This is a genomic window from Streptomyces sp. NPDC002276, from assembly GCF_053891435.1.
On record NZ_JBSFCQ010000023.1, the window covers coordinates 43,908 to 70,001 of the forward strand.

Genomic DNA, 26,094 nt, shown 5'->3' on the forward strand with positions numbered 1-26,094 from the left:
TTACATAAGAATCATCCATGGCAATCGCACAGGAAGGTCTAAGCGAAAATCGCTTTTCCTGCGCCGGAAGTCCAGTAGTGTTTTCCATGTCGAAAGCGAACGGCGCAAACGACAGAGGCAACGCAAGACAAAGGAGAGCATGATGAGCTTCCACAAGATCGTCCCCGTCAAGAAGCACCACAAGCCCGCCCCGGCCCCCAAGAAGGCCCCGAAGAAGCCTGCTCCGAAGCGCCGCCCGATCGACCACAAGGGCTGACAAAGGATTTACAGGCGTAATTCAAATTAACTCAAAGGCAGTTGCAGCAGATCGGTAGAGGAACTGTTGCAGAACCGCAGCAGACACCGCGACAGCCGTATCGGAGAGGGAACCCGTCATGAGCTTCCACAAGATCGTCCCGGTCAAGAAGCACCGCAAGCCCGCCCCGGCCCCGAAGAAGCCCGCGCCGAAGAAGCCGGTGCCGAAGCGCCCGGTCGGGCACAAGTAAGCAGTCCCGCGAGCCGCAGAAGACCCGCAGCACCCCACACCCGGCCGCAGCGCCGGACTCCCAGGGAGGGAACCCACCATGAGCTTCCACAAGATCGTCCCCGTCAAGAAGACCCGCAAGCCGGCCCCGGCCCCCAAGAAGCCCGCGCCGAAGAAGCACACCCCGAAGCGCCCGATCGCCCACAAGGGCTGAGCCGGCACCCAGTGAGGCGGGGCCACCGGTTAGCGAGTCCGCTCGCGCCGGTGGCCCCGCCTCGGCCACGTCCAGGCCAACCATCAGATCCTTGAAGGGAGTTGTTGACCATGAGGGAAGCTCGTGAGGCCTTCCGCCGTTTCTGGCCGCTGACCCGCGGTGACCGCAAGTGGCTCGCGGTGATCATCACGTGCGTCATCGTGTCGGCACTCGCCGAGACCGCCGCGATCCTGCTGTTCGCGGAACTCACCGACAACGCCCTCAAGGCCGGTTCGCTGTCCGCGTTCTGGGGCCCGGCCGCCGCGTGGCTCGGCGTCGCCGTACTCGGCGCGCTCGTCGGCTACTTCGGCAACTCCCTCGCCACCTGGACCGCCGAACGCTTCGTCCTGCGCCTGCGCGCGAACGTCTTCCGCCATGTCCAGGACCTCCCGCCCCACTTCTTCCAGAAGCACCGCCAGGGCGACCTCGTCGAACGCCTCACCGGAGACGTGGAGGCCATCGAGCAGATGGTCGTGTCCGGCGTGGTCGGCACCATCTCGGCCGCCTTCTCCGCGGTCTTCTACGCCTGCGCGGCCCTGTACCTCCGCTGGGACCTGGCCCTGGCCACGTTCGTCCTGGCACCCCTCTTCCTCCTGGCCGCCCGCCGCTTCTCGGGCCGTATCAGGCAGGCCTCGCAGGACGAGCGGGTCGCGGACGGCGCGATCACGTCGGTGGTGGCGGAGTCCCTCGGCAACGTCGTCCTCACCCAGGCGTACAACCGCCGCCGGGACGAGGAGAAGCGCCTCGACACCGAGGCCCGCGCGTGGATGAAGGCATCGGTACGAGGCGCCCGCCTCAGCGAGATGTACGAGCAGTTCGTGGAAGTGGTGGAAACCCTCTGCGTCCTCGCGGTCATCGGTCTCGGCGTCTGGGAGATCTCGGCCGACCGCATGACCCTCGGCGCGCTCCTCGCCTTCGCCGCCTTCATCGGCTACCTCTACCCCCCGGTCCGCAACCTCGGCCAACTGGGCCTCACCCTCACGGCAGCGACCGCCGGCGCGGCCCGCATCAACGAAATCCTGGACGCCACCCCGTCCGTGGGCGACCCCCGCGAACCGGTCCCCGCCTGGCCCGTCCACGGCTGGGTCAGCTTCCACGGCGTGACCTTCCGCTACCCCGGCGCGGCCCGCGACACGGTCGACAACGTCACCTTCAGGGCGGACCCGGGCGAGCTGGTGATCGTCACGGGCGAGAGCGGAGCGGGAAAGTCGACCCTGTCGAAGTTGCTGACCCGCTTCTACGACCCCTCCGAGGGCGTGATCTGTCTGGACGGCGTCCCCCTCCGTGACGTACCGCTCGAATTCCTGCGCGAGAACGTGGCGTTGCTGCCCCAGCAGACCCTGATCCTCAACGGCACGATCCGCGAGAACATCGAGTGCGGCCGCCCGGGCGCGAGTGACGAGGAGATCGAGCGGGCGGCGCGGGCAGCGGCGGCGCACGACTTCATCACGGCACTCCCCGAGGCCTACGACACGGAGATCGCCCCCGGCACGGCGGCACTCTCGGGCGGACAGCTCCAGCGGATCGCGATCGCGCGGGCGATGCTGCGCCAGGCCCCGGTCCTGGTCCTGGACGAACCGACCGCCGGCCTCGACTCGGTGGCCGCCCGCCAGGTGATCCAGCCCCTGCGCCGCCTGATGTCCGGCCGTACGACGATCATGATCACCCATGACCTGAGCCTCGCCCCCGACGCCGACCGCATCCTGGTCATGGAGGGTGGCCGTCTGGTGGAGACGGGCACGCACGCGGAACTGGTCGCGAGGGGCGGCGCGTACGCGCGACTCGCGGGCCCGCTGCCGGAGATGGCGATCACGGGACAGGGCACGGGACGGCACCGTGCGGAGGACACGATGATCCTGCGCCAAGTCCCGGACGAGACAATGATCCTGAGGCTCCCGAAGCCGAACAGGTAGATCAGGCACGGGCAGTTGCAGTTGCCCGGAGGGTGTACCCGAGCCCCCGCACGGTGTGGATGAGCCGCGGTTCGCCGCGGCTCTCCAGTTTCCGGCGCAGATACATGACGTAGACGTCGAGGGTGTTGGACGCGGGCTCGAAGTCGAATCCCCAGACGTGCCGGTGGAGCCGGGGCCGGGTCAGCACGGTGCCCGGATGCCGCAACAGGTACTCCAGCAACAGGAATTCGGTCCGGGTGAGATCGAGCGGCCGGCCGCCGCGGGTGACGGTACGGGTACGCGGATCCATCACGAGATCGTGGAAGACGAGCTGTTCGAGCTCGGGCGCGGGCAGCGGCTCGTCGCCCGCCCGCCGCCCACTCCTCCGCAGCAACGCCCGTACCCGCGCCAGCAGTTCATCCACCGCGAACGGTTTGCTGAGGTAGTCGTCGGCGCCGTTGTCGAGGGCGACGATCCGGTCGCCGACGGCGGTCCGACCGGTGAGCATCAGGATCGGCACGGTGGACCCGGAGGCCCGGATGCGCCGGGTCGCGGCCAGCCCGTCCAGCTCGGGCATGGTGACGTCCATCAGCACCAGGTCGGGCGCGCCACCGAGCAGATCGAGGGCGGTACGCCCGTCCTCCGCGAGGACGGTCTCGTACCCCTCGAACCTGAGCAGCCGCCCGATCCCTTCCCGTACGTCCACGTCGTCATCGGCCAGCAGAATCTTCCGCGCCTCCGCCATTCGAACACGGTGTGACGGGTGGCTGTGGCGGGGCTGGCAGAGGGCTATGTGTGGGCTGGGGCTCGGGAGGCGAGCAGGCGGAGGAGCGCGAGGAGGAGGGCGTAGACGGCGAGGGGCGCGCCGAGGAGCAGGAGGAAGGGGTGGGGTTCGCCGCCGGTGTCCACCTCCCAGATGAGATAGATGCCGCCGACGAACCAGGCGAGCACAGCCCAGGTGATGGCCCGTTCCTGTGCCTTGCGATGCACCGCGCGCAGCCTGATCTTGGCCTCGACCTCGGGCCGTGGTTCCCAGGCCATGCCGCGGTGTGCGGCGGCGACGGTACGCAGATCGTCGATCTCGGCCCACAGGTCCGGGAGTTGCCAGTCGTCGACGTTGGGGAGGAGCAGCCGGCGGCCGTCGTTGTCGTAGAGCCAGGTCCACCACCGGAAGTCCGTGCGGGCCCGCTTCGGACGTTCCTCGACGCGCAGATCGTAGATGTCGTGCCAGGCCCGCCTGCGTACGCGGAAGGCACCGCGGACGGTGACACCGTCGGCACCGACGGAGGTGAGCCCACGCAGCGCGGCGAGAACGGCCCAGACCAACAGCGCAGCCATGAGCGCCAGCACCAGCAGTTTGTACCGGAACGGAATGCCGGCGGGCCGCGTCATCTGAAACACGCTGTTCCCCAGGAGAAGCCACACGAGGACGACCCGCCCCCCGGACATCTTCCTCCACCGGCGGTACTCCCGCTCGATCCCGCGCCCGTCCCCGTCCCCGTGCATGGACCCTCCGGTCAACACCTGTTCTCCTGAGTCGAGTCGGGCCTCCTCGACAGCTCATCGTCCAAGTAATGAAGTTGCCGGTGGAGTGCAGCTCGTAGAGGATCCCTGATCATGACATGTCCATCAGGGGCATGCCAAAGTGAATTCGGGGTGTTCGGATGTCGAAGATCAAGGCCAGACTCGTAACGGTAGCGGGGGTTCTCGCGCTCGCGGCCGGGCTGGTTGTGGCGGGTGGAAACCAGGCCGGGGCTGTCACCGTGTATGACGACTTCAGCTTCACCGGCTTGCTTGACTCGGCTGACGGGTACTGGAGTCTCACCGTCCACAACGACACCAAGAACAAGAATGCCGGGTACGCGGCCTGGCAAGCGGACGGTGACACCCTCATCGCATATGACGGCTTGGGTGACGGCTACGGGATCGTGGCGCACCTGAGTGACGGCAGGGAAGCGTCCACCGCTGGGCTGAGCAGCCCGGTCACCGTGAAGAAGGGCGGCAATCTACCCGAAAACCACACGTATCAGATGTGGGTGTGTGTCGTGAAGGGGGACGCCTTCAAGCGGTGCTCATACAAGATCGACGTGAACAGTTCTTGATCCCGGCTGGGAAGAAGCGAGCGCCGACATTGATTTCCCTCCGGACGTCTCTCTGAGGATCTCTCCGGATCTCTGAGGATCTCTGCGGAGGACCAGATGGTGCCTGTCATCATCTGGTCCGCCAGCGGACGCTCATGGCGCCGATTCCCGCGGAGGAGTCGGCGCCCCCGGCAGTCGTACCGTCGCCACAGTCCCGCCCCCCGCCGCGCGGGACAACGTCACCTCGCCGCCCGCCTGTTGGACCGTGCGGGCGACGATGGACAGGCCCAGCCCCGAGCCGGGCAGTGCTCGTGCGCTCGGGGAGCGCCAGAAGCGGTCGAAGACGTGGGGGATCTCGTCCTCCGGGATGCCGGGGCCGTGGTCGCGGACCGTGAGGACACCGCGGGTGAGCTGGACCTCGATCGTGCCGCCCTCGGGGCTGAACTTCACCGCGTTGTCGAGGATGTTGACTACCGCGCGTTCCAGGGCGGAGGGCTCCGACTGGACGTACCACGGCTGGACGTCGGCCGTGATCGTCAACTCCGGGCCGCGCAGGCGGGCTCGGCGCAGGGCCGCCTCGACGGTGTCCTGGAGCGAGACGATCTGGACGCGCTCGCCCCGCTGCCCCTCCGAACGGGACAGTTCCTGCAAGTCGCCGATCAGGGACGCCAGTTCGGTCATCTGCGCCTTCACCGAGGCGAGCAGTGCCTTGCGGTCCGCCGGGGGGATCGGACGGCCGGTCTCCTCGCTGCGGGTGAGGAGTTCGACGTTCGTGCGGAGGGAGGTGAGGGGGGTGCGGAGTTCGTGGCCGGCGTCCGCGATGAGCTGTTGTTGCAGCTCGCGGGAGTTGGCGAGGGAGGTCGTCATGGAGTTGAAGGAGCGGGAGAGGCGGGCGATCTCGTCGTCGCTGTCGTCGTCCACGGGGATCCGGACGGCCAGGTCCTCGGTACGGGCCACGTGTTCGACGGCCTCGGTGAGTTTGTCGACCGGGCGGAGCCCCGCGCGGGCGACGGCAAGACCCGCGGCTCCGGCGCCGACCACTCCGATGCCGGAGACGACGAGGAGAACGAGGGCGAGTTCGTTCAGGGTGTTCTGGGTGCTCTTGAGCGGGACCGCGACGACGAGCGCGGTGTTGGGGTACAGCTGAGGGAGGGTCGGGCCCGACCTGACGAGCAGAGGCGTGGTCATCACGCGTACGGCGTTGCCCTTCGAGTCGACGCCGTTGCGGAACACCCCCTTGAGGGTGGACGGAAGCGACGTGAGGGCACTCGCGTCCTTGATCACTTTCTTGTCGGCACCGGTGACCTTGACGATGCCCGCCGAACCGGAGGAGACACAGAACTTCCCGCTGGACTGGACCAGTTGGAGATAGGTGGTCGGCGTCCGGATCCCGTTGAAGCCGCTGGGGTCGGTGGTGTCGTTGTCGCTCTGCGTGCTGTCGACGGTCTGCGGGCAGGTCTGGAGGAACCCCACGACATCACCGGTCCGCTGCGGCTGCGCCATCTGCCGTAGATCGGCGTCGACCTGCTCGTACAGCTTCCCCTGCACGATGAACCAGCACGTGACCGAGACGGCGGCCACCCCGAACGCCACCGCCGCCGCGACCAGCATCGCGAGGCGGGACCGGATCGGCAGGGTGCGGAAGCGGTGGAGGAACCGGTCGAGGACGTTCTTCACTCCGCCCCACCCTGTCGCAGCACATACCCCACGCCCCGGACCGTGTGCACGAGCCGCGGCTCGCCGCCCGCCTCGGTCTTGCGGCGCAGGTACATCACGTACACGTCGAGGGAGTTGGAGGACGGCTCGAAGTCGAAGCCCCACACCGCCTTCAGGATCTGTTCGCGGGTGAGGACCTGGCGGGGGTGGGCGAGGAACATCTCCAGCAGTGTGAATTCCGTGCGGGTCAGCTCGACTTGCCGGCCGTTCCGGGTCACCTCGCGCGTCGCGAGGTCCATGCGGAGGTCGGCGAAGGTCAGGGAGTCGTCCTCGGGTGCCTGCCCGGCCGCCGCGGCCGCCGCGTACGAGCTGCGGCGCAGCAACGCCCGTACCCGCGCGAAGAGTTCGTCGAGTTCGAAGGGCTTGACGAGGTAGTCGTCGGCGCCCGCGTCGAGGCCGGTCACGCGGTCGCCGACCGTGTCGCGGGCCGTGAGCATCAGGATCGGCGTCGTCGTGCCCGCCCCGCGCATGCGGCGCGCGGCCGTGAGGCCGTCCATGCGCGGCATCTGGATGTCGAGGACGACCAGGTCGGGCTGGTAGGCGGTCGCCTTCTCCAGCGCGTCCGCGCCGTCGACGGCGACCTCGGTGTCGTACCCCTCGAAGGCCAGACTGCGCTGGAGTGCTTCACGCACTGCGGGCTCGTCGTCGACGATCAGGATGCGCTGGGTGTCACGGTCGCCTTCGGCGGGGCTCATGGGCTGGATTCCTCGGGTGCGGTGGGACGGGGAGACAACGATCGGCCGGTCGTCATCAGCCTCGCATGTTTCCCGGCCGGCGCGTAAAGGGGAGGGGAGGGGAGAAACCGGCTGAGATCAGTCTCGTACGGCGCCGGATCAGGCTCGTACGGCGCCGGATCGGTCTCGTACGGCGGCGGATCAGGCTCGCATCGTGGCGAGCCGGTTCAGCGGCACCTTCCGGTGGTGCGGGTGGGCCGCGCTGGTGCGGAGCCCCATCAGCTCCGGGGCGGGCGCCAGTTCCGGTGCCCGGGCCGCCGGCGCGTGCAGTTCGTACGCCACCCCGAGGGCCAGGCCGAGACCGGCCGCTCCGGCGTCGGTCACCGTGTGCGAAACCTGCTTGATCATGACGTACTCCCTACGGATCGTTGGACTACGGACTCAGCTGTCGGAACCGCCCGCTCGCAGCGAAGCCAGGTCCGCCTTGACGGTGTTGATCGGGATGGCGAAGCCGATGCCGATGCTTCCGGCCTCGGACGAGGAGGACGAGGAGTCCGAACTCGACGAGTACATCGCGGAGTTGATGCCGATGATGTCGCCGTTCGCGTCGATCAGGGCGCCGCCGGAGTTGCCGGGGTTGAGGGACGCGTCGGTCTGGATGGCCTTGTACGTCGTGGTCGACGAGCCCGTGTCGCCGTTGAACTGCTGGCCGCCGAACTGGAACGGCCACTGGCCGCTGCCGCCCGAACCCGAGCCCGAACCCTGGCTCCGGCTCTCGTCGGTCGAGACGGTCACGTCACGGTTCAGGGCGGAGACGATGCCGCTGGTGACCGTGCCGGTGAGGCCCTCGGGGGAGCCGATCGCGACGACCGTGTCGCCTATCTGGATGCCGTCGGAGTTGCCGAGGGTGGCCGCCTTCAGACCGGAGGCGTTCGCCAGCTGGAGGAGCGCGAGGTCCTTCTTGCTGTCGGTGCCGACGACCTTCGCGGTGTACGACTTGCCGTCGCTCGTCTTGACCTTGACGGACGTGGCGCCGGAGATGACGTGGTTGTTGGTGACGATCTGGCCGTCGGTCGTGATGATCACGCCCGCACCGGTGGAGGTGCCGTTGCTGAGGGTGGCCTCGACCTCGACCACGCTCGGGCTGACGGTCGCGGCGATGGTCGCGACGTCGCCCTTCTTGCTGGAGGGCACGACCGCCGTGGTGGTGCTGGACGTGGCGACGGTGTCCTTGCCGGTCAGCTGCTGGAAGGCGTAGGCCGTGCCGCCGCCGACGGCCGCGGCGACGATCGCCACGGCGGCGAGCAGCGCGATCGGGCCGCGGTTCCGCTTCTTGGGCTTGGGAGCTTCCGCCTGGACGGGGGTGAGGAGAGCCGTGTCGCCACCGCCGCCACCGGAACCGCCGTAGCCGTCCGCGCCGAACGCGGCCTGCGGGGCGGGCGAGGGGGCGGGCGTCTGGCCGCCCGGCCACACCGTCGTACCCGGCTCGACGGTGACCGGCTGCTGAGGCTGAGCCGGCTCAAAAGGCTGAGCGGGCTGAGCGGACTGCACCGGCTGCGGCTGATACGCCGGCGGGGGCGGCCACTCCGGGTTCACGGGAGAAGAGGCGTGCTGCTGCTGGGGGTACGCCTGCGGCTGGTCGCCCTGGGGGGTCTCGTACTCGCCGCTGCGGCGGAAGCTCTCGGTCATGGAAAAGAGACTGTCGCGCGATCATGAGAGGTACCTGAGTCCCCGCTGAGAAGCCCGACAGAACCTCGTATGCCCGATATAAAGACGCCGGAGGCCCGGAAACTCGGGGAAACGGGAGGTTGCGGGGGAGTGAGGACACGGCACGGACCGGACGAATACTTGTGTGAGCCCTGTGGGACAGGTGTGCGAGGTGACAGCTGAGGCCTACGATCTCCGGGCCGGAGGGGGGCTCCGCGAACAGAGCCGGTACATGCGCCGTCACCGAAAGCTCACGGAAAGCATGTCGTCGGTCCTGCGTGGTCGCGTCGTACGCCCTTCTCGGGCCCACTACGACACCCACCACAGGAGTCCCGAGTGATACGTGCCCTGCGCGGCCGTCTGAGACGCCCCATCACGGCGCTCCCGGCCGCCGCCCTCGCGCTGGCGCTGAGCTGCGCCGGCGTTCTCGCGGCCCAGCCCGCCACCGCCGCCGACGGCCCGCCCGGACTGCCGTCCGCCGCCGCTGCCGCCGCCCAGGCGGGGCTGCCGCAGCCCGTCGCCTCCGACAAGGAACTGCGCTCCCGCGTCGTCGACGCGGCCCGCACCCAGGCGACCGCCAAGAAGACGGCGACCAAGACGCCGTACATCATCGGCGGCACGGAGACCACGATCTCCAGCGCGCCCTGGATGGTCCAGCTCGCCTACTACGACGACACGAGCGGCGACGGCTACTTCTGCGGCGGCACCCTGGTCGCCCCGAACAAGGTCCTCACCGCCGCGCACTGCGTCGCGGGCCTGGACTGGACGAAGAACGGTGCCGTCCTGGCCGGTGCGACCGGTCTCTACGACGACACGTCCGGCACGGTCACCGGCGTCCTGCACCAGTGGAGCCACCCGCGCTTCAACGCCACCACGGCCCAGAACGACATCGCCGTCCTCACCCTGGACCGTCCCCTGGACCAGCAGTGGATGCGGCTCGCGTACCTGAACGACCTCGGGTACATCACCCCGGGCGCGAAGGCCACGGTCTACGGCTGGGGCCTGACCTCCGGCACCGGCACCGAGCTGTCGGCGAACCTGAAGAAGGCCACGCTGCCGGTCGTCGACGACGCGACCTGCGACAGCGCGATGAAGACGGTCCTCGGGGACGACGAGTTCATCGAGGGCTCGATGTTCTGCGCGGGCACTCCCGCCTCCGGCACCGACGCGGGCACCGTCAGCACCTGCAACGGTGACTCCGGCGGTCCGGTGATCGTCGGCAACAAGGTCATCGGCATCGTCTCCTGGGGCGTCGCCGGCTGCACCGCCAAGGGCGCCTACCCGGTCTTCACCAAGGTCGGCTCCTACGCCTGGGCGGCCCAGCCGCGCATCGACGACACCGACCTGTCCTACGACGGCCGCGCCGACATCCTGGGCCGTACGCCCTCGGGCGGGCTGTTCCAGCAGAACAGCAAGGGCACCTCGCTCGCGCAGCGCGCCTACCTCGGCAGCGGCTGGCAGACGGCCAGTTGGGGTCTTCAGGCCGACCTGGACCGGGACTACTACCAGGACCTGATCGTCCGCGACAAGACGGACGGCCACCTCTACCGCGACTATCTGGACCACTCCACGGGCGAGTTCACGTGGATGCAGATCAGCTCGGTGTGGGGCGGCTACAAGTCGTACGCGATCCCCGGCGACCTGACCGGTGACGCCCGCCCCGACCTGGTCGCGGTGGACGCCGACGGCTCGGTCTACCTCTACCCGGGCAAGGGCGACGGCCAGTTCTACGGCAAGGTCAAGGTCGTCAACAAGGCGTGGAAGAACGTCAAGATCTTCGGCCACGGAGACCTGACGGGCGACGGCCGCGCCGACCTCCTGGTCCGCAACTCCTCCGGTGTCCTGTACCTCTACGCGGGCACCCAGGTCGAGAACGCCCCGTGGAAGACCCGCGTCCAGGCCCGTACCGGCTGGAACTTCACCTCGTACGTCTCCAACGGTGACGTCAACGGAGACGGCATCGCGGATGTCATCACCCGCGACTCGGGCGGCACGCTGTGGCTCTACCCGGGCACCAACAAGGCGACGACCGCGCTCTTCGGGACGCGGATCAAGCTGGGTACCGGCTACAACCAGTACAACCTGCTGTTCTGACCGAGCAGTTGTGAACCGGCGGTCCGGTCAGGCTTCGCAGCCGCAGGACCGCCGGGTCACCAGGCGGGAGGGGAACACCTTCAGCCGCTCGCGCCGGGAGCCCGCCACGCGGAGCCCGTCATCGAGCACGAGGTCCACGGCCGCCCTGGCCATCGCCGGACGATCGGAAGCGATCGTCGTCATCGGCGGATCGGCGAGGGCGGCTTCCTTGATGTCGTCGAAGCCGATCACGCCGAGTTCGCGGGGTACGTCGATGCGCAGCTCGCGGGCGGCCCGCAGCAGGCCGATCGCCTGGTCGTCGGTGGAGCAGAAGATCGCGGGCGGCCGCCGGGGCCCGGCGAGGATCCCGAGGGCGACCTGGTAGGCGTCGTAGCGGTTGTACGGTGCCTCGAAGAGCCGGTCCTCGGTGGGCAGACCGGCCTCGGTCATCGCGCGCCGCCAGCCCTCGACGTGGTCGGAGACCGGGTCGCCGACGGCCGGGGTGTCCGCCGTACCGCCCATACAGGCCACGTAGTCGTAGCCGTGCTCCAGGAGGTGGCGGACGGCGAGCTGGGCGCCGCCGAGGTCGTCCGTGACGACGGCCACGTCGTCGATGGCCTCGGGGCGTTCGTGGAGAAGGACCACGCGGGCGTCCCAGGCCTCGATCTCGGCGGCGGCGAGGTCGTTCAGCGCGTGGCTGACGAGGATCAGGCCGGAGACGCGCATGCCGAGGAAGGCCCGCAGATAGTGGACCTCGCGCTCGGCGACGTAGTCGGAGTTCCCGACCAGCACCATCTTTCCGCGCTCGGACGCGGCCTGTTCGACCGCGTGCGCCATCTCCCCGAAGAAGGGCTGGCGCGCGTCCGGCACGATCAGGCCTATGAGGTCCGTACGCCGCGACGCCATGGCCTGGGCCACCCGGTCCGGTCGGTACCCCAGTTCCTTGATCGCGGCGAGGACACGCTCGCGCGTGGCCGGGGCAACCGGCCGGGGTCCGTTGTTGATGACATAGCTGACAACGGCGGTCGAAGTACCCGCCAGTCGCGCCACATCATCCCGAGTCACCTTGGCCACGCGCGGAGTCTACGCGGATTGACCGGCCCTGGGCAGGGCGTTTCGAAGCTTCTCGTCGCTTCCGCACAGCATCTCCGTGCGGAACCGACGAGAACCGACGAGAACCGACGAGTAGCTGTGCGGAAGCGATGCCCTGCCCGGACGCGGGTTATGCCTGCGCCGGGATCTCGGCCGCGTCCAGGGCGGCCGAGTCGGCCGTCTCGTCCGCATCCTCCGGCTTTGCGCCAGCGAGAGCGGCGCTCGCCTTGAGCTTGGCGTCCTCGCCGCCGCGGTCGCCCCGCTCGCCCTTCTCCGGGGTCACGAATCGATAACCGACGTTCCGGACGGTCCCGATCAGCGACTCGTGCTCGGGCCCGAGCTTGGCGCGCAGCCGTCGTACGTGGACGTCGACCGTGCGCGTACCGCCGAAGTAGTCGTAGCCCCAGACCTCCTGGAGCAGCTGGGCGCGCGTGAAGACGCGGCCCGGGTGCTGGGCGAGGTACTTGAGGAGCTCGAACTCCTTGAAGGTCAGGTCGAGGACCCGGCCCTTGAGCTTGGCGGAGTACGTCGCCTCGTCCACGGAGAGATCGCCGTTGCGGATCTCCATGGGGGAGTCGTCGTTGACGATCTGCTGGCGGCCCATGGCGAGCCGCAGCCGCGCCTCGACCTCGGCCGGTCCGGCCGTGTCGAGGAGCACGTCGTCGATGCCCCAGTCGGCGGTGACGGCGGCGAGGCCGCCCTCGGTGACGACGAGGATGAGCGGGCACCCCGGTCCGGTGGAGCGGAGGAGCTGACACAGGCTGCGCACCTGAGGCAGATCCCGGCGGCCGTCGATGAGGATGACGTCGGCACCGGGGGTGTCGACGAGAGCGGGGCCCTCCGCCGGTGCCACACGCACGTTGTGCAGTAGCAGGCCGAGGGCCGGAAGCACCTCCGTGGACGGCTGGAGGGCATTGGTCAGGAGCAGCAGAGAACTCATAAGTCTGGTTCCTCCTCGGTCCCTGCGAGGACGTGTGTCGTGCGGCACAGCGTTTGCGATCCCGAGGGCCCTGTATCACCGGCGGCCACCTGTGGTTTCCCGTGGTGTACCGCTTCGTATACAACGCTCCCGGAAGCACAAAAGGACCCGGGGGCTTCGCTGCCCGAGTCCTCTGTCCAGCAGAATAGCCCACATGAGCGCTGGTACGGCAGGTCATGTGGCACGATCCACCGTTCGTCCGAACTCTGAGACGATCAGACGCACACCTTTGCGGACGTTTCTGCACACCGACGACGGGGTGACGATCGATTCCGTATACGACCCGGGGGTGGCCGTATACGACGCCTCCCCGCCACCTTCCGGTGACCTGGTGTTCGTCGTCGCGCACGGTTTCACGGGCGACGTGGACAAGCCGCACGTGCGCCGGGTGGTCGAGGCGTTCGCCCAGTACGGGGCCGTGGTCACGTTCTCGTTCAGGGGGCACGGAAAGTCCGGCGGACGCTCCACCGTCGGTGACCGCGAGGTCCTCGATCTGGCCGCGGCGGTCGCCTGGGCGCGGGAGCAGGGGCACGCGCGCGTGGTCACCGTCGGCTTCTCGATGGGCGGTTCGGTGGTGCTGCGGCACGCGGCGCTCTACGGCCCGGAGGGTGAAGCGGACGGTCAGGGGCGCAGGGGGCGCACGGAAGCGCACACGGACGCGGTGGTTTCGGTGAGTGCGCCGGCCCGCTGGTACTACCGGGGCACCGCCCCCATGCGGAAACTCCACTGGCTGGTGACCCGCCCCGAGGGCCGCCTGGTCGGCCGCCTCGGCCTCAAGACCCGTATCCAGCGCAGCGGTTGGGACCCGGTCCCGCTCTCCCCGGTCGAGGCGGTCCCGCGCATCGCGCCCACCCCCCTCCTCGTCGTGCACGGCGAGATCGACGGCTACTTCCCGCTCGACCACCCCCGCATGCTGGCCGAAGCCGCCGGTGACCACGCCGAACTCTGGCTGGAGCCCGGCATGGGCCACGCCGAACACGCGGCCTCCGACGACCTCCTGGCCCGCATCGGTCACTGGGCCGGTTCACAGGACAGTTAGCCTGGCCGTTGCAGCCCCCGATCGATTGAGGAAGCGGATGGCAAAGGTCACGGTGCGCTACTGGGCCGCCGCGAAGGCCGCGGCCGGGATCGCCGAGGAGCCGTTCGACGCGGCCACCCTCGCCGAGGCCCTGGCCGAGGTGCGCGAGCGACACCCCGGGGAACTCGCCCGCGTACTGCTGCGATGCTCCTTCCTCGTCGACGGTGACCCCGTGGGAACCCGCGGACATGAGACGGTACGGCTGGCCGAGGGCGCCACGGTCGAGGTGCTCCCGCCGTTCGCAGGAGGATGAGCGAAGCGATGAGCAACCAGCCGTACGAGGGCTATGGCGAGGGCTACGACCCCTACGCCCAGCAGCAGCAACAGCCGCAGCAGGCCCAGCAACAGCAGGCACAGGCCTGGCCCGGGCAGCAGCAGGCGTACGAGGACCCGCAGGCGGCCCAGCAGTACACCCAGCAGTGGCAGGGCCAGACCTGGGACACCCAGGTCCAGCAGTCCAGACCCTCCGCGTCCGACCTGGCGTACTTCCCGCCGCAGAACTACCAGGCGCCGACGCCGAGTTACGACTCCTACGCGCAGGCCCCCGTGACCGCGCCCCCGGCCCCCGCCGCCGCGGACGAGGCGGTCGGCTACGGCCCGCCCTCCCTCGCCGGGAACGCCCGCATCACCGACGCCCAGCGGGCCCGCCTCGAAGGCCGCTCGCCGATCATCGAACCCGGGATGCAGCCCGCCGGCCTCACCGCCCTCCTGGCGCTGCTCCTCTCCGGCACCGCGCAGATCGGGTCGTACGCCCTCGTCGTGCCGCTCGTCGTGCTCCAGGCGGTCACGGCCGCGGGCTGGTTCCGGCTGAACGGGATGTGGCCCGCGCGGCAGGGCATCGCGCTGGCCTTCGCGGGCGCGCTCGTCGCGGACGTGGCCCTGCTGGCGGCCGGCCGGGACAACGGCCCCGCCGCGATCCTCGGCACCCTCGGCGTCTGGGTCCTGCTCTCCCTCGTGATGCAGCTGCGCTCGCACGCCGACCCGGACACCCGCATCACGAGCCTGATGGCGACGGTCGCCTCGGCGGCCCTGGCCATCGTCGCGACCGGCCACCTCGCGGCCGACCCGGACGCGGTCACCGTCGGCGCGGCGGCGGTCGCGGTAGCGATCCTGGCCCGCGCGCTCCCGCTCCCGACCGTGGCGTCGGTCGTCGTCTCGCTCCTCGCCGCCGCTGGTGCGGGCATCGCGGTCGGCGGGGCGACTGGCCTGGGCGCGAAGGGCGCGTTGCTGGGCGCGGTCGCGGCGGGTTGCGCGCTGATCGGTCACCGGGTGGCGAGCTACGACTACCCGTCCCGCTTCGTCCACTTCACGGCGGGTGTGGCCCTCCCGCTCGCCGCGGCGGCCCCGGCGGTCTACGTACTGGGCCGCGCGCTGGTGTGATCGCGCCGCGTGTCACAGCGGCGGTGGCGGTAGCGATCCTGGCTTGCGCGTTGCCGTTGCCGACCGTGGCGTCGGTGGTCGTCTCTCTGCTCGCCGCCGCCGGCGGGATGACCGGCATCGGTGCGAAGGGTGCGTTGCTCGGTGCGGTCGCGGTGGCCCCGGTGGTCTACGTACTGGGGCGTGCGCTGACATAAACACGCCCCGTGTCACAGGTGATCGACAATTTCCTGCTGCACGCATCTCGCGGGACTACGCTCGCGATTCGCGGCCACAAGGTCGTTGAACCGCTTTTCGTCTTTCGTCGATGACAGCCAGGTGGGGGAACACCGTAAATGCGTGGGCTACGAATACTTCTGACCGTAGTGGTGATTCTGGGTGTTTTGTTTGTCGTGGTGGACCGGGTCGCGGTCTACTTCGCGCAGGACGAGGCCGCGGGCAAGGTGAAGACGAGCGAGAACCTCGCCTCCACCCCCGACGTCTCCATCAAGGGCTTTCCCTTTCTGACCCAGGTCGCCTCCGGTGAGCTGGACGACGTGGAGCTGGGCATCAAGACCTACGAGGCGACGACGGCGAACACGACCGGCGCCGGGACCTCCACGATCCGGATCGACGATCTCAAGGCCGACATGAAGGACGTCAAGTTCTCCAACGGCTACAGCACCGCGACCGCGGCCAGCGCTACCGGCTCCGCGAGCATCGCCTACGACCAGCTGCTCAAGGCGGCCAAGTCCGAGCCGACGAACATCTTCACCGGGGTCGACGCCCAGGTCGTCAACCTCTCCGACGGCGGTGACGGCAAGATCAAGGTCGACGTCAAGATCTCAGTCGGCGGCCAGGAGACGACGTATCCGGTGCTCAGCACGGTGACCGTGGACGGCGACACCGTGAAGGTGCACGCCGACAACCTGCCCAAGCTGGTCGTCGACCTCGCCGACTCCCGGATCCGTTCGATCACCGACTTCCAGCAGACGATCGACCAGCTGCCGGGCGGTGTGAAGCTCGACAGTGTGCAGGCCGCGAAGAACGGTGTGGAGATCAAGGTGAAGGGTTCGAACGTCAGGCTGGCCGGGTAGGACGCACGCCGGGTAGGACGGACGAGGTCCGGCGGACGGCGGCTGTCCGAGGAGCGAGACGGCAGTGTCCGTACGGCAGTTGCCGTAACGGCGAAGGGCGCGCGGATTCCCGGTGACGGGGCCGCCGCCCGCCCGCTGATCTCACATCACGGACGATCGCGTCTCAAAATACGACACACCGGTGACATGCCCCGTCGTCCGTCCCTACGATCGACCCTATGAGGCAACAGGCGGATCTCACGAAGCGGCGGGCAGTGGACCTGTGCCGCGTCGCCGCCATGCTCTGTCGCACTTTCTGAGCGGAAGCGCAGGCTTCCGTCTTCCCCCGTGCCCGTATGCCAGGGCACCCGCGCGAGCGCGCACCCCTCTCTCACGCACCGCACCGCCGTAACTGCCCCGGAGGAGAAAAGCATGAGCCGCAGTGACGTCCTGGTCGACGCCGACTGGGTCGAGGCCAACCTCGACAACGCGGACATCGCCATCGTCGAGGTCGACGAGGACACGTCCGCGTACGAGAAGAACCACATCCGCAACGCCATCCGGATCGACTGGACCAAGGACCTCCAGGACCCGGTACGCCGTGACTTCATCGACCAGGAGGGCTTCGAGAAGCTCCTCTCGGCCAAGGGCATCGGCAACGACACGCTGGTGATCCTCTACGGCGGCAACAACAACTGGTTCGCCTCGTACGCGTACTGGTACTTCAAGCTCTACGGCCACGACAGCGTCAAGCTGCTCGACGGCGGCCGTAAGAAGTGGGAGCTGGACGCCCGCGAGCTGGTGGAAGAGGTCCCCGCGCGTCCCGCCACCGACTACAAGGCGAAGCCGCAGAACACGGCGATCCGCGCGTTCCGCGACGACGTCGTGGCCGCGATCGGCGCGCAGAACCTGGTCGACGTCCGGTCGCCCGACGAGTTCTCCGGCAAGCTGCTCGCCCCGGCCCACCTCCCGCAGGAGCAGTCGCAGCGCCCGGGTCACGTCCCGTCCGCCCGCAACATCCCGTGGTCGAAGAACGCCAACGACGACGGCACCTTCAAGTCGGACGACGAGCTGAAGGAGCTCTACGCCGAGGAGCAGGTCGACCTCGCCAAGGACACCATCGCGTACTGCCGTATCGGCGAGCGCTCGGCCCTGACCTGGTTCGTGCTGCACGAGCTGCTCGGTGTCGAGAACGTCAAGAACTACGACGGCTCGTGGACCGAGTACGGCTCCCTGGTCGGCGTCCCGATCGAGCTGGGCGCCAACAAGTAAGCCCGACCAAGCCCAAGCCCCAAGCCCCAAGCCCCAAGCCCTAACCCGTAAGGACAGACCATGTGTGGAGCGAAGGCCGGCGGCCCCGACGCCTCGACGATCAAGCCCGGTGAGACCACCATCCAGGGCCAGGTGACGCGCAACGGCGAGCCGGTGACGGGCTACGTCCGTCTCCTGGACTCGACCGGCGAGTTCACCGCGGAGGTCCCGACCTCCGCCACGGGCCAGTTCCGCTTCTACGCGGCCGAAGGCACCTGGACCGTCCGCGCCCTCGTTCCGGGCGCCACCGCCGACCGCACGGTCGTCGCCCAGACGGGCGGGCTGGCGGAGGTGGCGATCGCGGTCTGATCGCGACAGCCGACCGCTGATGACCGCTGAGGGGCCGCACCTTTTCCTGGGTGCGGCCCTTTCGCGTGCCCAGGCCTACCCTGGAAACATGCTGGCACGCCGCCGTCGCACCTACTTCGTCATGATGGGCATCTGCATCGGACTCTTCGTCCTGGCCTGGGGAGTCGTGCGGATCTGGTCGGTGCCCGTGGCCGTCGGCATGTGTGTGGTCGCGATGGTGATCCCGCCCGTCGCCGCGATGGTCGCCAACCGCCGTGGCCCGGACGACCGTTGGTGGGACGACCCGTCCGGTGACCCGAAGTCCGACGAGTGGTGGGACGAGCTGGACGGCAAGAAGCGGCGCCAGTAGGAAGGCAGGCATGTCGCCTACGAGACTGTCCACCGTGGTGCTCGACGCGTACGACGCGCACGAGCTGGCCGGCTTCTATCTCCGCCTCCTCGGCTACGTCGTCCGGGCCGAGGAACCCGACTGGGTCCTGATCGGCCCGCCCGACGGCGGCACCGGCCTCTCCTTCCAGACCGAGCCGGAGTACGTCCCGCCCGTGTGGCCCACCCGCAACCCCGGCGAGCAGCAGATGATGCTGCACCTCGACATCGAGGTCGACGACCTGGAGGCCGAGGTCGAGCGGGCCCTGGGCCTGGGCGCCACGCTCCACGCCCACCAGCCGCAGGACGACGTACGGGTCCTGCTGGACCCCTCGGGGCACCCGTTCTGCCTCTGGCGGCCTACACCACCGGTGGGTTGAGGCGGGCGAAGCCTTCCTGGCGTTGGTAGGGGAAGTACGGGTAGGGCGCCGTCCTGGCACTCGCCGCGTCGAGTTTCGCCATCTGGTCGGGCGTGAGCGTCCAGCCCACGGCACCGAGGTTCTGGCGGAGCTGCTCCTCGTCGCGGGCGCCGATGATGACGGAGGAGACGGTCGGCCGTCGCAGCAGCCAGTTGATGGCGATCTGCGGAATGCTCTTGCCGGTCTCCCGCGCGATCTCGTCGAGGGCGTCGACCACGCGGTAGAGGTGTTCGTCCTCGACCGGCGGGCCGTAGTCCGCGGTGTGGTGCAGTCGGCTGCCGGCCGGCAGTGGTTGGCCGCGGCGGATCTTGCCGGTGAGCCGTCCCCAGCCGAGCGGGCTCCAGACGAGGGCTCCGAGGCCCTGGTCGAGCCCGAGGGGCATCAGCTCCCATTCGTAGTCCCGGCCGACGAGGGAGTAGTAGACCTGATGTGCGGCATAGCGCGGGTGGCCGTATCTCTCCGCGATCGAGAGGGACTTCATCGCCTGCCAGCCGGAGAAGTTGGAGATGCCGAGGTAGCGGACCTTCCCCGCTCGTACGAGGTCGTCGAGTGCGGACAGGACCTCCTCGATCGGCGTGCCGGCGTCGAAGGCGTGCGGCTGGAACAGGTCGATGTGATCGGTGCCGAGCCGGCGCAACGCGTTTTCGCACGCGGTGATCAGGCGCGAGCGGGAGGAGCCCGCGTCGCCCGGGCCGTCGCCCATCGGCAGGCCGGCCTTGGTGGACACGATCACCTGGTCCCTGCGGCCCTTGATCGCCGCGCCCAGCACCTCCTCGGAGGCGCCGCCGGAATAGACGTCGGCGGTGTCGAACATCGTGATCCCGGCGTCGAGGCAGATGTCCACGAGACGGCGTGCCTCTTGTGCGTCGGTGGTGCCCCAGGCGCCGAACAGCGGCCCCCGCCCGCCGAAAGTTCCGGCGCCGAAGCTCAGTGCGGGGACCTTGAGGCCGGATGCGCCCAGCCGCCTGTATTCCATGGCTGTTCCTCTCTCGCCGTCGACTCTCACCGCCGACTTGGCTAATGGTTCTAGAGTTCCATTAGTGTGGGGGTCAACGTAGCAGGCGTGAGCGATTAACGAAACCGGAGTCCCGTTATGGCGTTCGATGGTGCGGATCCCGGGACCGTCCGTCCCGGAGGGCGTACGGCACGGGTGCGTACGGCGGTGCTGCGGGCGGCCGGAGACGCCTTGGCCGAGCACGGCTTCGCACACCTGGACCTCGCCGACGTCGCGCGCCGTGCCGAGGTCGGCAAGACCACCGTCTACCGCCGCTGGGGAACGGTGACCGGCCTGGTCGCCGATCTGCTGCTGGACATGGCCGAGCAGTCACTCCCGCGTACCGAGACGGGCTCGCTGCTCGGTGACCTCAAGGCCAACGCCCGGCTCGTGCGGCGCACCCTGGCCGACCCGCGGCAAGGAGCGCTGTTCAAGGCGGTGATCGCCGCCGCCACCTGCGAGGCGAAGACGGCCGAGGCCCTGCACCGCTTCTACGACATCCGCGTCGAGGAATGGGCACCCTGCGTCCAACAGGCCGTCGACCGGGGCGAGTTGCCCGAGGGCACCGATGTCCGCGAGGTCGTCCGCGCTGTCTCCGCCCCGCTCTACTATCGCCTGCTGACCACCGGCGACCGCCTCGACGAAGCCGCCGCGGACCGGGCCGCCGAGGCCGCGGCGGCGGCGGCGCGTGCGGGAGCGTACGTGCGGATCAAGCCGTCGCGATGATCGCCATCAGCAGGCCGCCGATGCAGAGCGCGGTGAGCGCGCCGGACCAGAAGGCGTCGTCGCGGAGGGCCCGGGGTGCGCGGAACCGTCGTCGGCGGCGGGTGGGGGGTGTCTGCGGTTCGGGTGCGGCCGGTGGTGGTTCCGGGGGATCTACGGCCGGCATGAGCGGGGGCGGGAGCGTCTGGACCGGGAGTACCTGGATCAGTTGATGCGGGAGCGGGCGGTTCATCCGGGGTGGGCCTCGATCTGGTGCTTGCGGAGCAGGACATTCGCGTCGGTCTCGGCGCTGTAGTCCTGTTCCGTGCGGGCGGTGGCCCGGAGCCCGGCCAGTTCCGTGCAGGTGGGGCAGTCGGCGACGGGCCGGGGCGGGATGGCGACGAAGAACGGCACGTCGGTCCGCGCACGGGCGTTCACGGCACGGACCTCGGCGCTGAGCCGCTCTGCGTCCGTGGCCGGTCGCAGCGAGGCGGGGTCGGCCTGCCACTCGCGCCCACCGCCGACGGGGCGGAGCAGGGCGTAGGGCCCCGACTTGTCCTGGTACTCGCCGACCTTGTCGGTGGCCGGGTCGTACAGCAGCGCTCCGGTTTCCATCGGCTCCTCCTCCTTTTTGTGTAACTTCCATACAGAATGCGACAGTTGAACTACTCTGTGCATTCGCGGGTGTTACGAGGATGACCCACGTCGGAGGCCAAAGCAGCGCCAACGGGCTCAACTTCCGTACAGGGCGCGCCAAATTCCACAAATTCCACAGGAGGTCGTAATGCCGCAACGGCTGGTGGTCACGGAGATGAGCCATGAGCCCAGGAAGCGGTTCGCCGAGGAGTTGCGGCGACTGAGGAGCGAACGGGGCTTGACCCTGCGGGACTTGATGAGGGCGGTGGGGTGGGATGCGTCGCTGTTCGGAAAGATGGAGCGAGGGGGCACGTTGGGCGGGCCCGAGGTCGTGCAGGCGCTGGACCAGTACTACGGAACGGGGGCCCTGCTGCTCATCTTGTGGGAGCTGGCAGTTGGCGACCCGACACAGTTCAAGGAGCAGTACCGGCGCTACATGATGCTGGAGGCCGAGGCGGCGAGCCTGTGGCACTACGCGGTGAGCGCCCCGCCAGGTCTGCTCCAGACGGACGGGTATGTTCGCGAAGCCCTTGCGGCGGGTGGGCTCCAGGGCGAAGAGCTAGAGCAGCAAGTCGAAGCGCGAGTTCGGCGACGAAAGTTGCTGGAGGGTCATGACGCGCCGCCGTTCCGCACCATCATGTCCGAAGCGGTCCTGCGTCTGGCGCTGCGCGACAAGCGGTCCTGGAGTGAGCAGTTGAGGTTCCTCGCGGAGGTCGCTGAGCGCCCGGACGTCACGATCCACGTGTTGCCGTTCGGTACCGGACTACACGGCCTGACGAACACCGACACCATGTTCCTGAGGCTGTCCGACGGTCGTACCGTGGCCTACACGGAGAACGATGTACGTGGCGAACTGATCGAAGAAACCGAACGGGTTGAGCGGCTCCAGCGTGCATATGATGCGGTACGCGACCTGGCGCTATCTCCGGCCGAGTCGCGATCGTTCATCCTGCGGATGTTGGAGGAAGTGCCGTGCGAGCCATCGACCTGAGCAGCGTGACGTGGCGCAAGAGCAGCTACAGCAACACGGACGGCGGCCAGTGCGTCGAGTTCGCCCCCAACCTCCCCGCCCTCGTCCCCGTCCGTGACAGCAAGGACATCGGCTGGGGCGTCCTCCTTTTCGAGGCGGGTACGTGGTCGGACTTCGTCGGGGCCGTCAAGCGTGGGGAACTCGACCGCTGACCCTCGGAACCCGTAGGCCGGCCCGTTCAGATCCGGCTGAGGTCGACCTCCAGCGGGAACGGCGCCGTCACCTTGACGATGCCGGTGAACACGCCCGCGTCCCGGTAGACCCTGGCGGCCGGATCGAGAACGTAGGTGTATGCCAAGGGCACGCCCGTGGCCGCCTGCTCGATCCGCCAGTAGAAAGCGATGCCCGCCCTGGCGTACTGGTCCACCTTCACCACCCGGTCCGTGGTCTCCGAACCCGGCGAGACCACCTCGACGACCAGCAGTACATGCTCGGGACGGGTGGGCGTGAGATCGATGGTGTCCGCGCGGTACACCACCACATCCGGACGACGATTGGTCAGCGGAACATCTTGCAGCCGCACGTCGAAGTCCGTATCGGCGTTCCATTCCGCACCAGCGGCCTCGTCGAGCGCGTTCGCCAGAAGCCGCGCCAGACGATTGTGGCGCTTGGACGCACTCGGGCTCACTACGATCATCCCGTCCACGATCTCGATGCCCGCGCACTGCTCCTTTGACCAGGAGTCGTACTGTTCCGCGGTGACCTGCTCATGCATCCATGCCGGGGCGACCATCTCAGCAGCCATGAGGTGCCTCCTGAACGAAACTGCGGGCGAGCCCGGTCCTGCTGTCGTGAGTCTCCCACAGGCACATCAGGCATTCGTTCAGTAGACCAGCGCCTGCGTCCCGTCTCCCAGCGCTTCCTGTACGAACACCTGTGCCCCCGCGATCCGTACGCCCTCCAGCACGTCCTTCTCCGTGATGTCCCGGCGGGCCGCGCACTGCGTGCACAACGTCACGCGGCCCGCGGCGAGGATCGAGTCGATCAGGTCGGGGAGCGGTGCGGCGTGCGGGAGTTGGAACTCGGCGGCGCGGCCCGGCAGTGCGAACCACGCGGACTCGCCGGTCAGCCACAGGGAGACGTCGACCCCGCTGGCGACGGCCACCGCCGCCACCGTGAACGCCTGTGAGCAGCGTTCGGGGGCGTCGGCCCCCGCGGTCACCTTGATCACGAGCTTCTTCGACATGACCGAATCGTAATCAACTTCCTTACAACTCCCTGCAACGGCCACGAGTCTCCTGTGCGCGCATATGGAATGCGCATGCCAGGTTCCGTGGGGGACGTTGTGGAAGTACCAGAAGTACCAGAAGTACCAGAAATACCCGAAGAAACAGTCTCGGAAGTACCTGAAGTACTTGAAGTACCCGAGGACTCAACCGAATTGGTGCCCCGGCCGCCGCGCCGCCGTGGCCGCACCACACTCCTGATCGCCGTAGCCGCCGTACTCGGTGTGGTCGCCGGAACCTGCACGGGTTACCTCGTGCAGGCGGACCGCGCACCCGACAAGCTGCCCTCGCTCTCGCAGTCGACGCTGACGCAGGCGAAGGGCCCGGCGCCCGAGCCGCTGTCGGCCGCGCAGGACCGTAGGGTCAAGACGGACGGTGACCTGCGCAAACTGCTGCTGAAGAAGCCGAGCGGGGCCACCGGGACGCTCATTCCGCTGGGCGTCGACGGCTGGATGGACCTGGCCAGTTACTCGGAGACGTACACGGAGCCCGACGGGGAATTCGCCTACGAGCACAGTGCGGAGTTCCGGCGCGTGGCCGTCACCGACTGGTCGGAGGGCTCGCGGGAGGTGGACATCTACCTGGTGCAGTACCGCCAGGAGGACACGCTCGGTGCCATGGACGCCATGAAGGGCGCGTTCTCCTATGCCGACGTAGAGCCCGACACCGACAGCTGGACCGTGCCCGGTACGGCGGACGGGAAGGCGTACGTCCACCACGCGGACCACGACGGGTACAGCGCCGAGGCGCACGCGTACCGCGGCGACATCTACATGGAGATCTGGGTCAACGACTCCAAGCCGATCACCAAGGCGAAGATCATGGACCTGGCCAAGCGGCAGATGGAGCGGCTGTGACGGAGAACCAGTTCGGTGAGGTCGGACCGGTGGAGCCGGAAGGGCCGACCGAGGTGCTGGCGTCAACTCCCGTGCCCGGGACCGGAGTCGACGCCGAGGCCGCGAGGAGGAAGCGCGCCCGGCTGGGCCGTGTCGCCGCGGTCGTCGGCTGTGCCCTGCTCGCCGTGGCGGTCGTCGGCGGGGTCGGCTACACGGCCGTCACCGTGAACGGCGCGGACCGGGACGCGGGGGCGCCCGTGTGGAAGTTCCCCAAGTCCCGGGCGGAACGGAAGGCCGCGCCGGCGAAGGGGCTTGCGGCGATGCTCCAGCCGTACGACTACTCGTACGAACGCGGCCCCGACATCGCGGAGTTCGGCGCGGACGTCCAGCTGAGCGGGCGCGAGGCCACGGCGCTGCGCAAGCAGGCGATCAGCGGGCTGCCCCGCTCCGAGCGGCTGCTGCTGGAGAAGCAGATCGACAAGGAGCAGATCAAGGGCATCGCGATGCGCAGCTACGCCTACCAGGCGTCCGAGGACTCCAACGCCTACACCATCGAGGTCCAGTTGGCCCAGATGGACGAGAAGGCGGCGCGGACCATCGCCACGTACGAGAACGAACTCCTCGACAACACCCCGGACACGTTCCGCAAGGGCCCGACCGTCCCCGGCCACAAGGAAGCACGGTGCTTCCTGCCGACCCGCGCGGACGACGAGAAACTCGACGAACTGCGCTGCTTCGCCAACGTGGGCGACGTCCTGATCACCGTCGACTCGTCCGGCACCAACTCCATGGACAAGAAGGGCATCGCGGCCTTCCTCGCCGGACAACTCAACCGCATCAAGACGACGGGGACAGCGGTATGACCAACGAACACCACCCAACACCCCTGCCTCCGACGGAACTTCCGGAGGAGCCCACGCCCCTGCCCACGCCCCCGCCCACGCCTCCGGCGACTCCTCCGGCGACGGAGACCCAGACCGAGCCCCTTCCCGTCGCCCCCGTCGCCCCCGTCGACCTCCTCGCCCCCCTCGCCGCTCCTCCCGTGCGCAAGGAACGGCGGGTTCTGCGGGCCGTTCTGCGCTGGACCGCCGCCGTCGTGGTGTTCGCGGTGGCCGGGACGGGGACGGCGTACGGGATCACGCAGATGAAGCGGACGGACGTACCCGGTCTCGCGACCGCGTCCGACGGGCGCTGGGACTACCCGGAGATCACCAGGCCGCCCCTGCCCTCGGGCAGCCCGGGACCGTTCGCCACGGACAACAAGGCGAACGCCCACTACGCGGACCAGCGCGCGCTGCTGCTGCCTGCGCCGAAGGGCGCGAAGGCCGACGCGACGCTGCGGGGCACGGACGGGTGGTTGCCGGCGAAGAGCTTCCTCGCGCAGTACGCCGACCCGGACGACCGCAAGGAACTCGGCCAGAAGCTCACCGACGACGGCCTGCGGCACATCGCCGCACGCGGCTGGACCACCCCGGACGGCACGCACACCCGGATCTATCTGCTCCAGTTCGACTCGGCGGCCGTGGCCGACGAACTGTTCTCACCGGACCTGATCTCCTACGACACCCCGGTCTACGCCCTGGCCGCCGCCCCCGCCACCACCTACGACGACGCGGTCAAGTCGGAGATCCTCGACGGCAACGTCAAGGCCTCGGCGTACACCGAGGACAAGCCGTACGGCGCCGAGGACGTCCGCCAGGCCTACCTCTCGGCGGGCGACACCCTCGCGCTGGTCGTCCAGTCCCGCAAGGGCGCCGCGAAGAAGATCCCGTTCCTCCAGACCATCGCCCTACAGAGCCAGCTGCTCGGCTGATACCCGCACAGC

The 26,094-nt window shown here is 68.9% G+C and carries 31 protein-coding genes; 18 read left to right on the top strand and 13 right to left on the bottom strand.

The features are described 5' to 3' along the window. Positions 1 to 787: 787 nt before the first annotated feature. Entirely contained in the window at positions 788 to 2,629 is a 1,842-nt protein-coding gene (locus ACWIHT_RS40165; protein ID WP_456173506.1) for an ABC transporter ATP-binding protein, read from the top strand. Position 2,630: 1 nt separating this feature from the next. Here the strand turns inward: ACWIHT_RS40165 and ACWIHT_RS40170 are convergent, their stop codons facing one another. Both ACWIHT_RS40170 and ACWIHT_RS40175 read right to left on the bottom strand, forming a co-directional pair. Beyond that, on the bottom strand, positions 2,631 to 3,353 hold the full coding sequence (locus ACWIHT_RS40170; RefSeq protein ID WP_456173507.1) for a response regulator transcription factor: 723 nt from the start codon (positions 3,351 to 3,353) through the stop codon (positions 2,631 to 2,633). Between the two features lie 44 nt (positions 3,354 to 3,397). Continuing rightward, entirely contained in the window at positions 3,398 to 4,000 is a 603-nt protein-coding gene (locus ACWIHT_RS40175; RefSeq protein ID WP_456173508.1) for a PH domain-containing protein, read from the bottom strand. Between the two features lie 272 nt (positions 4,001 to 4,272). On the opposite strand from ACWIHT_RS40175, the gene ACWIHT_RS40180 reads away from it, so the two are divergent. Then, positions 4,273 to 4,710 carry a hypothetical protein gene (locus ACWIHT_RS40180; protein WP_456173509.1) on the top strand — a complete coding sequence of 146 codons (438 nt, stop codon included), beginning with the start codon at positions 4,273 to 4,275 and terminating at the stop codon, positions 4,708 to 4,710. Between the two features lie 132 nt (positions 4,711 to 4,842). Here the strand turns inward: ACWIHT_RS40180 and ACWIHT_RS40185 are convergent, their stop codons facing one another. From ACWIHT_RS40185 to ACWIHT_RS40200, 4 genes are all read right to left on the bottom strand, one after another. Continuing rightward, the gene (locus ACWIHT_RS40185; protein ID WP_456173594.1) at positions 4,843 to 6,300 is read right to left on the bottom strand and encodes a sensor histidine kinase; all 1,458 of its coding nucleotides are present in this window, start codon (positions 6,298 to 6,300) and stop codon (positions 4,843 to 4,845) included. Positions 6,301 to 6,362: 62 nt separating this feature from the next. Then, positions 6,363 to 7,100, bottom strand: coding sequence for a response regulator transcription factor (locus ACWIHT_RS40190; RefSeq protein WP_200713942.1), 738 nt, complete (start codon positions 7,098 to 7,100; stop codon positions 6,363 to 6,365). Between the two features lie 180 nt (positions 7,101 to 7,280). Further along, the gene (locus ACWIHT_RS40195) at positions 7,281 to 7,487 is read right to left on the bottom strand and encodes a hypothetical protein (protein ID WP_200713943.1); all 207 of its coding nucleotides are present in this window, start codon (positions 7,485 to 7,487) and stop codon (positions 7,281 to 7,283) included. A 33-nt stretch (positions 7,488 to 7,520) separates the two neighbouring features. Then, positions 7,521 to 8,768 (bottom strand): S1C family serine protease, encoded by a 1,248-nt coding sequence (locus tag ACWIHT_RS40200; RefSeq protein ID WP_456173510.1) that lies wholly within the window; start codon positions 8,766 to 8,768, stop codon positions 7,521 to 7,523. Between the two features lie 354 nt (positions 8,769 to 9,122). Here ACWIHT_RS40200 and ACWIHT_RS40205 point away from each other — a divergent pair, with 354 nt between their 5' ends. Continuing rightward, the gene (locus ACWIHT_RS40205) at positions 9,123 to 10,880 is read left to right on the top strand and encodes a trypsin-like serine protease (RefSeq protein WP_456173511.1); all 1,758 of its coding nucleotides are present in this window, start codon (positions 9,123 to 9,125) and stop codon (positions 10,878 to 10,880) included. A 27-nt stretch (positions 10,881 to 10,907) separates the two neighbouring features. Here the strand turns inward: ACWIHT_RS40205 and ACWIHT_RS40210 are convergent, their stop codons facing one another. Both ACWIHT_RS40210 and ACWIHT_RS40215 read right to left on the bottom strand, forming a co-directional pair. Further along, positions 10,908 to 11,933, bottom strand: coding sequence for a LacI family DNA-binding transcriptional regulator (locus ACWIHT_RS40210; RefSeq protein WP_456173512.1), 1,026 nt, complete (start codon positions 11,931 to 11,933; stop codon positions 10,908 to 10,910). Between the two features lie 148 nt (positions 11,934 to 12,081). Further along, positions 12,082 to 12,891, bottom strand: coding sequence for a winged helix-turn-helix transcriptional regulator (locus ACWIHT_RS40215; RefSeq protein ID WP_456173513.1), 810 nt, complete (start codon positions 12,889 to 12,891; stop codon positions 12,082 to 12,084). A gap of 193 nt (positions 12,892 to 13,084) precedes the next feature. On the opposite strand from ACWIHT_RS40215, the gene ACWIHT_RS40220 reads away from it, so the two are divergent. From ACWIHT_RS40220 to ACWIHT_RS40260, 9 genes are all read left to right on the top strand, one after another. Next, on the top strand, positions 13,085 to 13,969 hold the full coding sequence (locus ACWIHT_RS40220; protein WP_456173514.1) for an alpha/beta hydrolase: 885 nt from the start codon (positions 13,085 to 13,087) through the stop codon (positions 13,967 to 13,969). Between the two features lie 37 nt (positions 13,970 to 14,006). After that, on the top strand, positions 14,007 to 14,261 hold the full coding sequence (locus ACWIHT_RS40225; protein WP_456173515.1) for a MoaD/ThiS family protein: 255 nt from the start codon (positions 14,007 to 14,009) through the stop codon (positions 14,259 to 14,261). Between the two features lie 8 nt (positions 14,262 to 14,269). Next, positions 14,270 to 15,388, top strand: coding sequence for a hypothetical protein (locus tag ACWIHT_RS40230; RefSeq protein WP_456173516.1), 1,119 nt, complete (start codon positions 14,270 to 14,272; stop codon positions 15,386 to 15,388). Positions 15,389 to 15,720: 332 nt separating this feature from the next. Beyond that, entirely contained in the window at positions 15,721 to 16,461 is a 741-nt protein-coding gene (locus tag ACWIHT_RS40235; RefSeq protein ID WP_456173517.1) for an LmeA family phospholipid-binding protein, read from the top strand. A gap of 218 nt (positions 16,462 to 16,679) precedes the next feature. Then, positions 16,680 to 16,760, top strand: a complete 81-nt coding sequence (locus ACWIHT_RS40240; RefSeq protein ID WP_353963781.1) for a putative leader peptide — start codon at positions 16,680 to 16,682, stop codon at positions 16,758 to 16,760. A gap of 112 nt (positions 16,761 to 16,872) precedes the next feature. Next, complete coding sequence (locus ACWIHT_RS40245) at positions 16,873 to 17,712, top strand: sulfurtransferase (protein WP_456173518.1); 840 nt, start codon at positions 16,873 to 16,875, stop codon at positions 17,710 to 17,712. A gap of 60 nt (positions 17,713 to 17,772) precedes the next feature. Then, positions 17,773 to 18,060, top strand: a complete 288-nt coding sequence (locus tag ACWIHT_RS40250; RefSeq protein WP_019064558.1) for a DUF1416 domain-containing protein — start codon at positions 17,773 to 17,775, stop codon at positions 18,058 to 18,060. A gap of 19 nt (positions 18,061 to 18,079) precedes the next feature. Further along, on the top strand, positions 18,080 to 18,409 hold the full coding sequence (locus ACWIHT_RS40255; RefSeq protein ID WP_456173519.1) for a DUF3099 domain-containing protein: 330 nt from the start codon (positions 18,080 to 18,082) through the stop codon (positions 18,407 to 18,409). A gap of 10 nt (positions 18,410 to 18,419) precedes the next feature. Next, a complete protein-coding gene (locus ACWIHT_RS40260; RefSeq protein ID WP_456173521.1) occupies positions 18,420 to 18,806 on the top strand; it encodes a VOC family protein in 387 nt (128 codons plus the stop codon). Here ACWIHT_RS40260 and ACWIHT_RS40265 read toward each other — a convergent pair. Next, positions 18,787 to 19,821, bottom strand: a complete 1,035-nt coding sequence (locus ACWIHT_RS40265; protein ID WP_456173522.1) for an aldo/keto reductase — start codon at positions 19,819 to 19,821, stop codon at positions 18,787 to 18,789. The two genes, ACWIHT_RS40260 and ACWIHT_RS40265, sit on opposite strands and share 20 nt — an antisense overlap. Positions 19,822 to 19,938: 117 nt before the next feature. On the opposite strand from ACWIHT_RS40265, the gene ACWIHT_RS40270 reads away from it, so the two are divergent. Beyond that, a complete protein-coding gene (locus ACWIHT_RS40270; RefSeq protein ID WP_456173523.1) occupies positions 19,939 to 20,565 on the top strand; it encodes a TetR/AcrR family transcriptional regulator C-terminal ligand-binding domain-containing protein in 627 nt (208 codons plus the stop codon). Here ACWIHT_RS40270 and ACWIHT_RS40275 read toward each other — a convergent pair. Further along, a complete protein-coding gene (locus ACWIHT_RS40275; protein ID WP_456173524.1) occupies positions 20,549 to 20,794 on the bottom strand; it encodes a hypothetical protein in 246 nt (81 codons plus the stop codon). The two genes, ACWIHT_RS40270 and ACWIHT_RS40275, sit on opposite strands and share 17 nt — an antisense overlap. Further along, positions 20,791 to 21,156 carry a hypothetical protein gene (locus tag ACWIHT_RS40280; RefSeq protein WP_456173525.1) on the bottom strand — a complete coding sequence of 122 codons (366 nt, stop codon included), beginning with the start codon at positions 21,154 to 21,156 and terminating at the stop codon, positions 20,791 to 20,793. The genes ACWIHT_RS40275 and ACWIHT_RS40280 overlap by 4 nt, the downstream gene beginning before the upstream one ends. Positions 21,157 to 21,325: 169 nt before the next feature. Between ACWIHT_RS40280 and ACWIHT_RS40285 the strand changes: the two genes are divergently transcribed. After that, positions 21,326 to 22,168 (top strand): helix-turn-helix domain-containing protein, encoded by an 843-nt coding sequence (locus ACWIHT_RS40285; protein WP_456173526.1) that lies wholly within the window; start codon positions 21,326 to 21,328, stop codon positions 22,166 to 22,168. Then, positions 22,150 to 22,359: a DUF397 domain-containing protein gene (locus ACWIHT_RS40290; RefSeq protein WP_456173527.1), complete on the top strand. Its 210-nt coding sequence runs from the start codon at positions 22,150 to 22,152 to the stop codon at positions 22,357 to 22,359. The genes ACWIHT_RS40285 and ACWIHT_RS40290 overlap by 19 nt, the downstream gene beginning before the upstream one ends. Before the next feature lie 26 nt (positions 22,360 to 22,385). Here the strand turns inward: ACWIHT_RS40290 and ACWIHT_RS40295 are convergent, their stop codons facing one another. Both ACWIHT_RS40295 and ACWIHT_RS40300 read right to left on the bottom strand, forming a co-directional pair. Then, complete coding sequence (locus tag ACWIHT_RS40295) at positions 22,386 to 22,952, bottom strand: Uma2 family endonuclease (protein ID WP_456173528.1); 567 nt, start codon at positions 22,950 to 22,952, stop codon at positions 22,386 to 22,388. 78 nt (positions 22,953 to 23,030) lie between these two features. Continuing rightward, positions 23,031 to 23,393: a DsrE family protein gene (locus ACWIHT_RS40300; protein ID WP_456173529.1), complete on the bottom strand. Its 363-nt coding sequence runs from the start codon at positions 23,391 to 23,393 to the stop codon at positions 23,031 to 23,033. A 198-nt stretch (positions 23,394 to 23,591) separates the two neighbouring features. Here ACWIHT_RS40300 and ACWIHT_RS40305 point away from each other — a divergent pair, with 198 nt between their 5' ends. Genes ACWIHT_RS40305 through ACWIHT_RS40315 form a run of 3 tightly spaced genes read left to right on the top strand, consistent with a single transcriptional unit; the run spans position 23,592 to position 26,082 of the window. Further along, positions 23,592 to 24,290, top strand: coding sequence for a hypothetical protein (locus tag ACWIHT_RS40305; RefSeq protein ID WP_456173530.1), 699 nt, complete (start codon positions 23,592 to 23,594; stop codon positions 24,288 to 24,290). Beyond that, entirely contained in the window at positions 24,287 to 25,132 is an 846-nt protein-coding gene (locus ACWIHT_RS40310) for a hypothetical protein (RefSeq protein ID WP_456173531.1), read from the top strand. Before ACWIHT_RS40305 ends, ACWIHT_RS40310 begins: the two co-directional genes overlap by 4 nt. Further along, a complete protein-coding gene (locus ACWIHT_RS40315; protein ID WP_456173532.1) occupies positions 25,129 to 26,082 on the top strand; it encodes a hypothetical protein in 954 nt (317 codons plus the stop codon). The genes ACWIHT_RS40310 and ACWIHT_RS40315 overlap by 4 nt, the downstream gene beginning before the upstream one ends. The last annotated feature ends 12 nt before the right edge of the window (positions 26,083 to 26,094 follow it).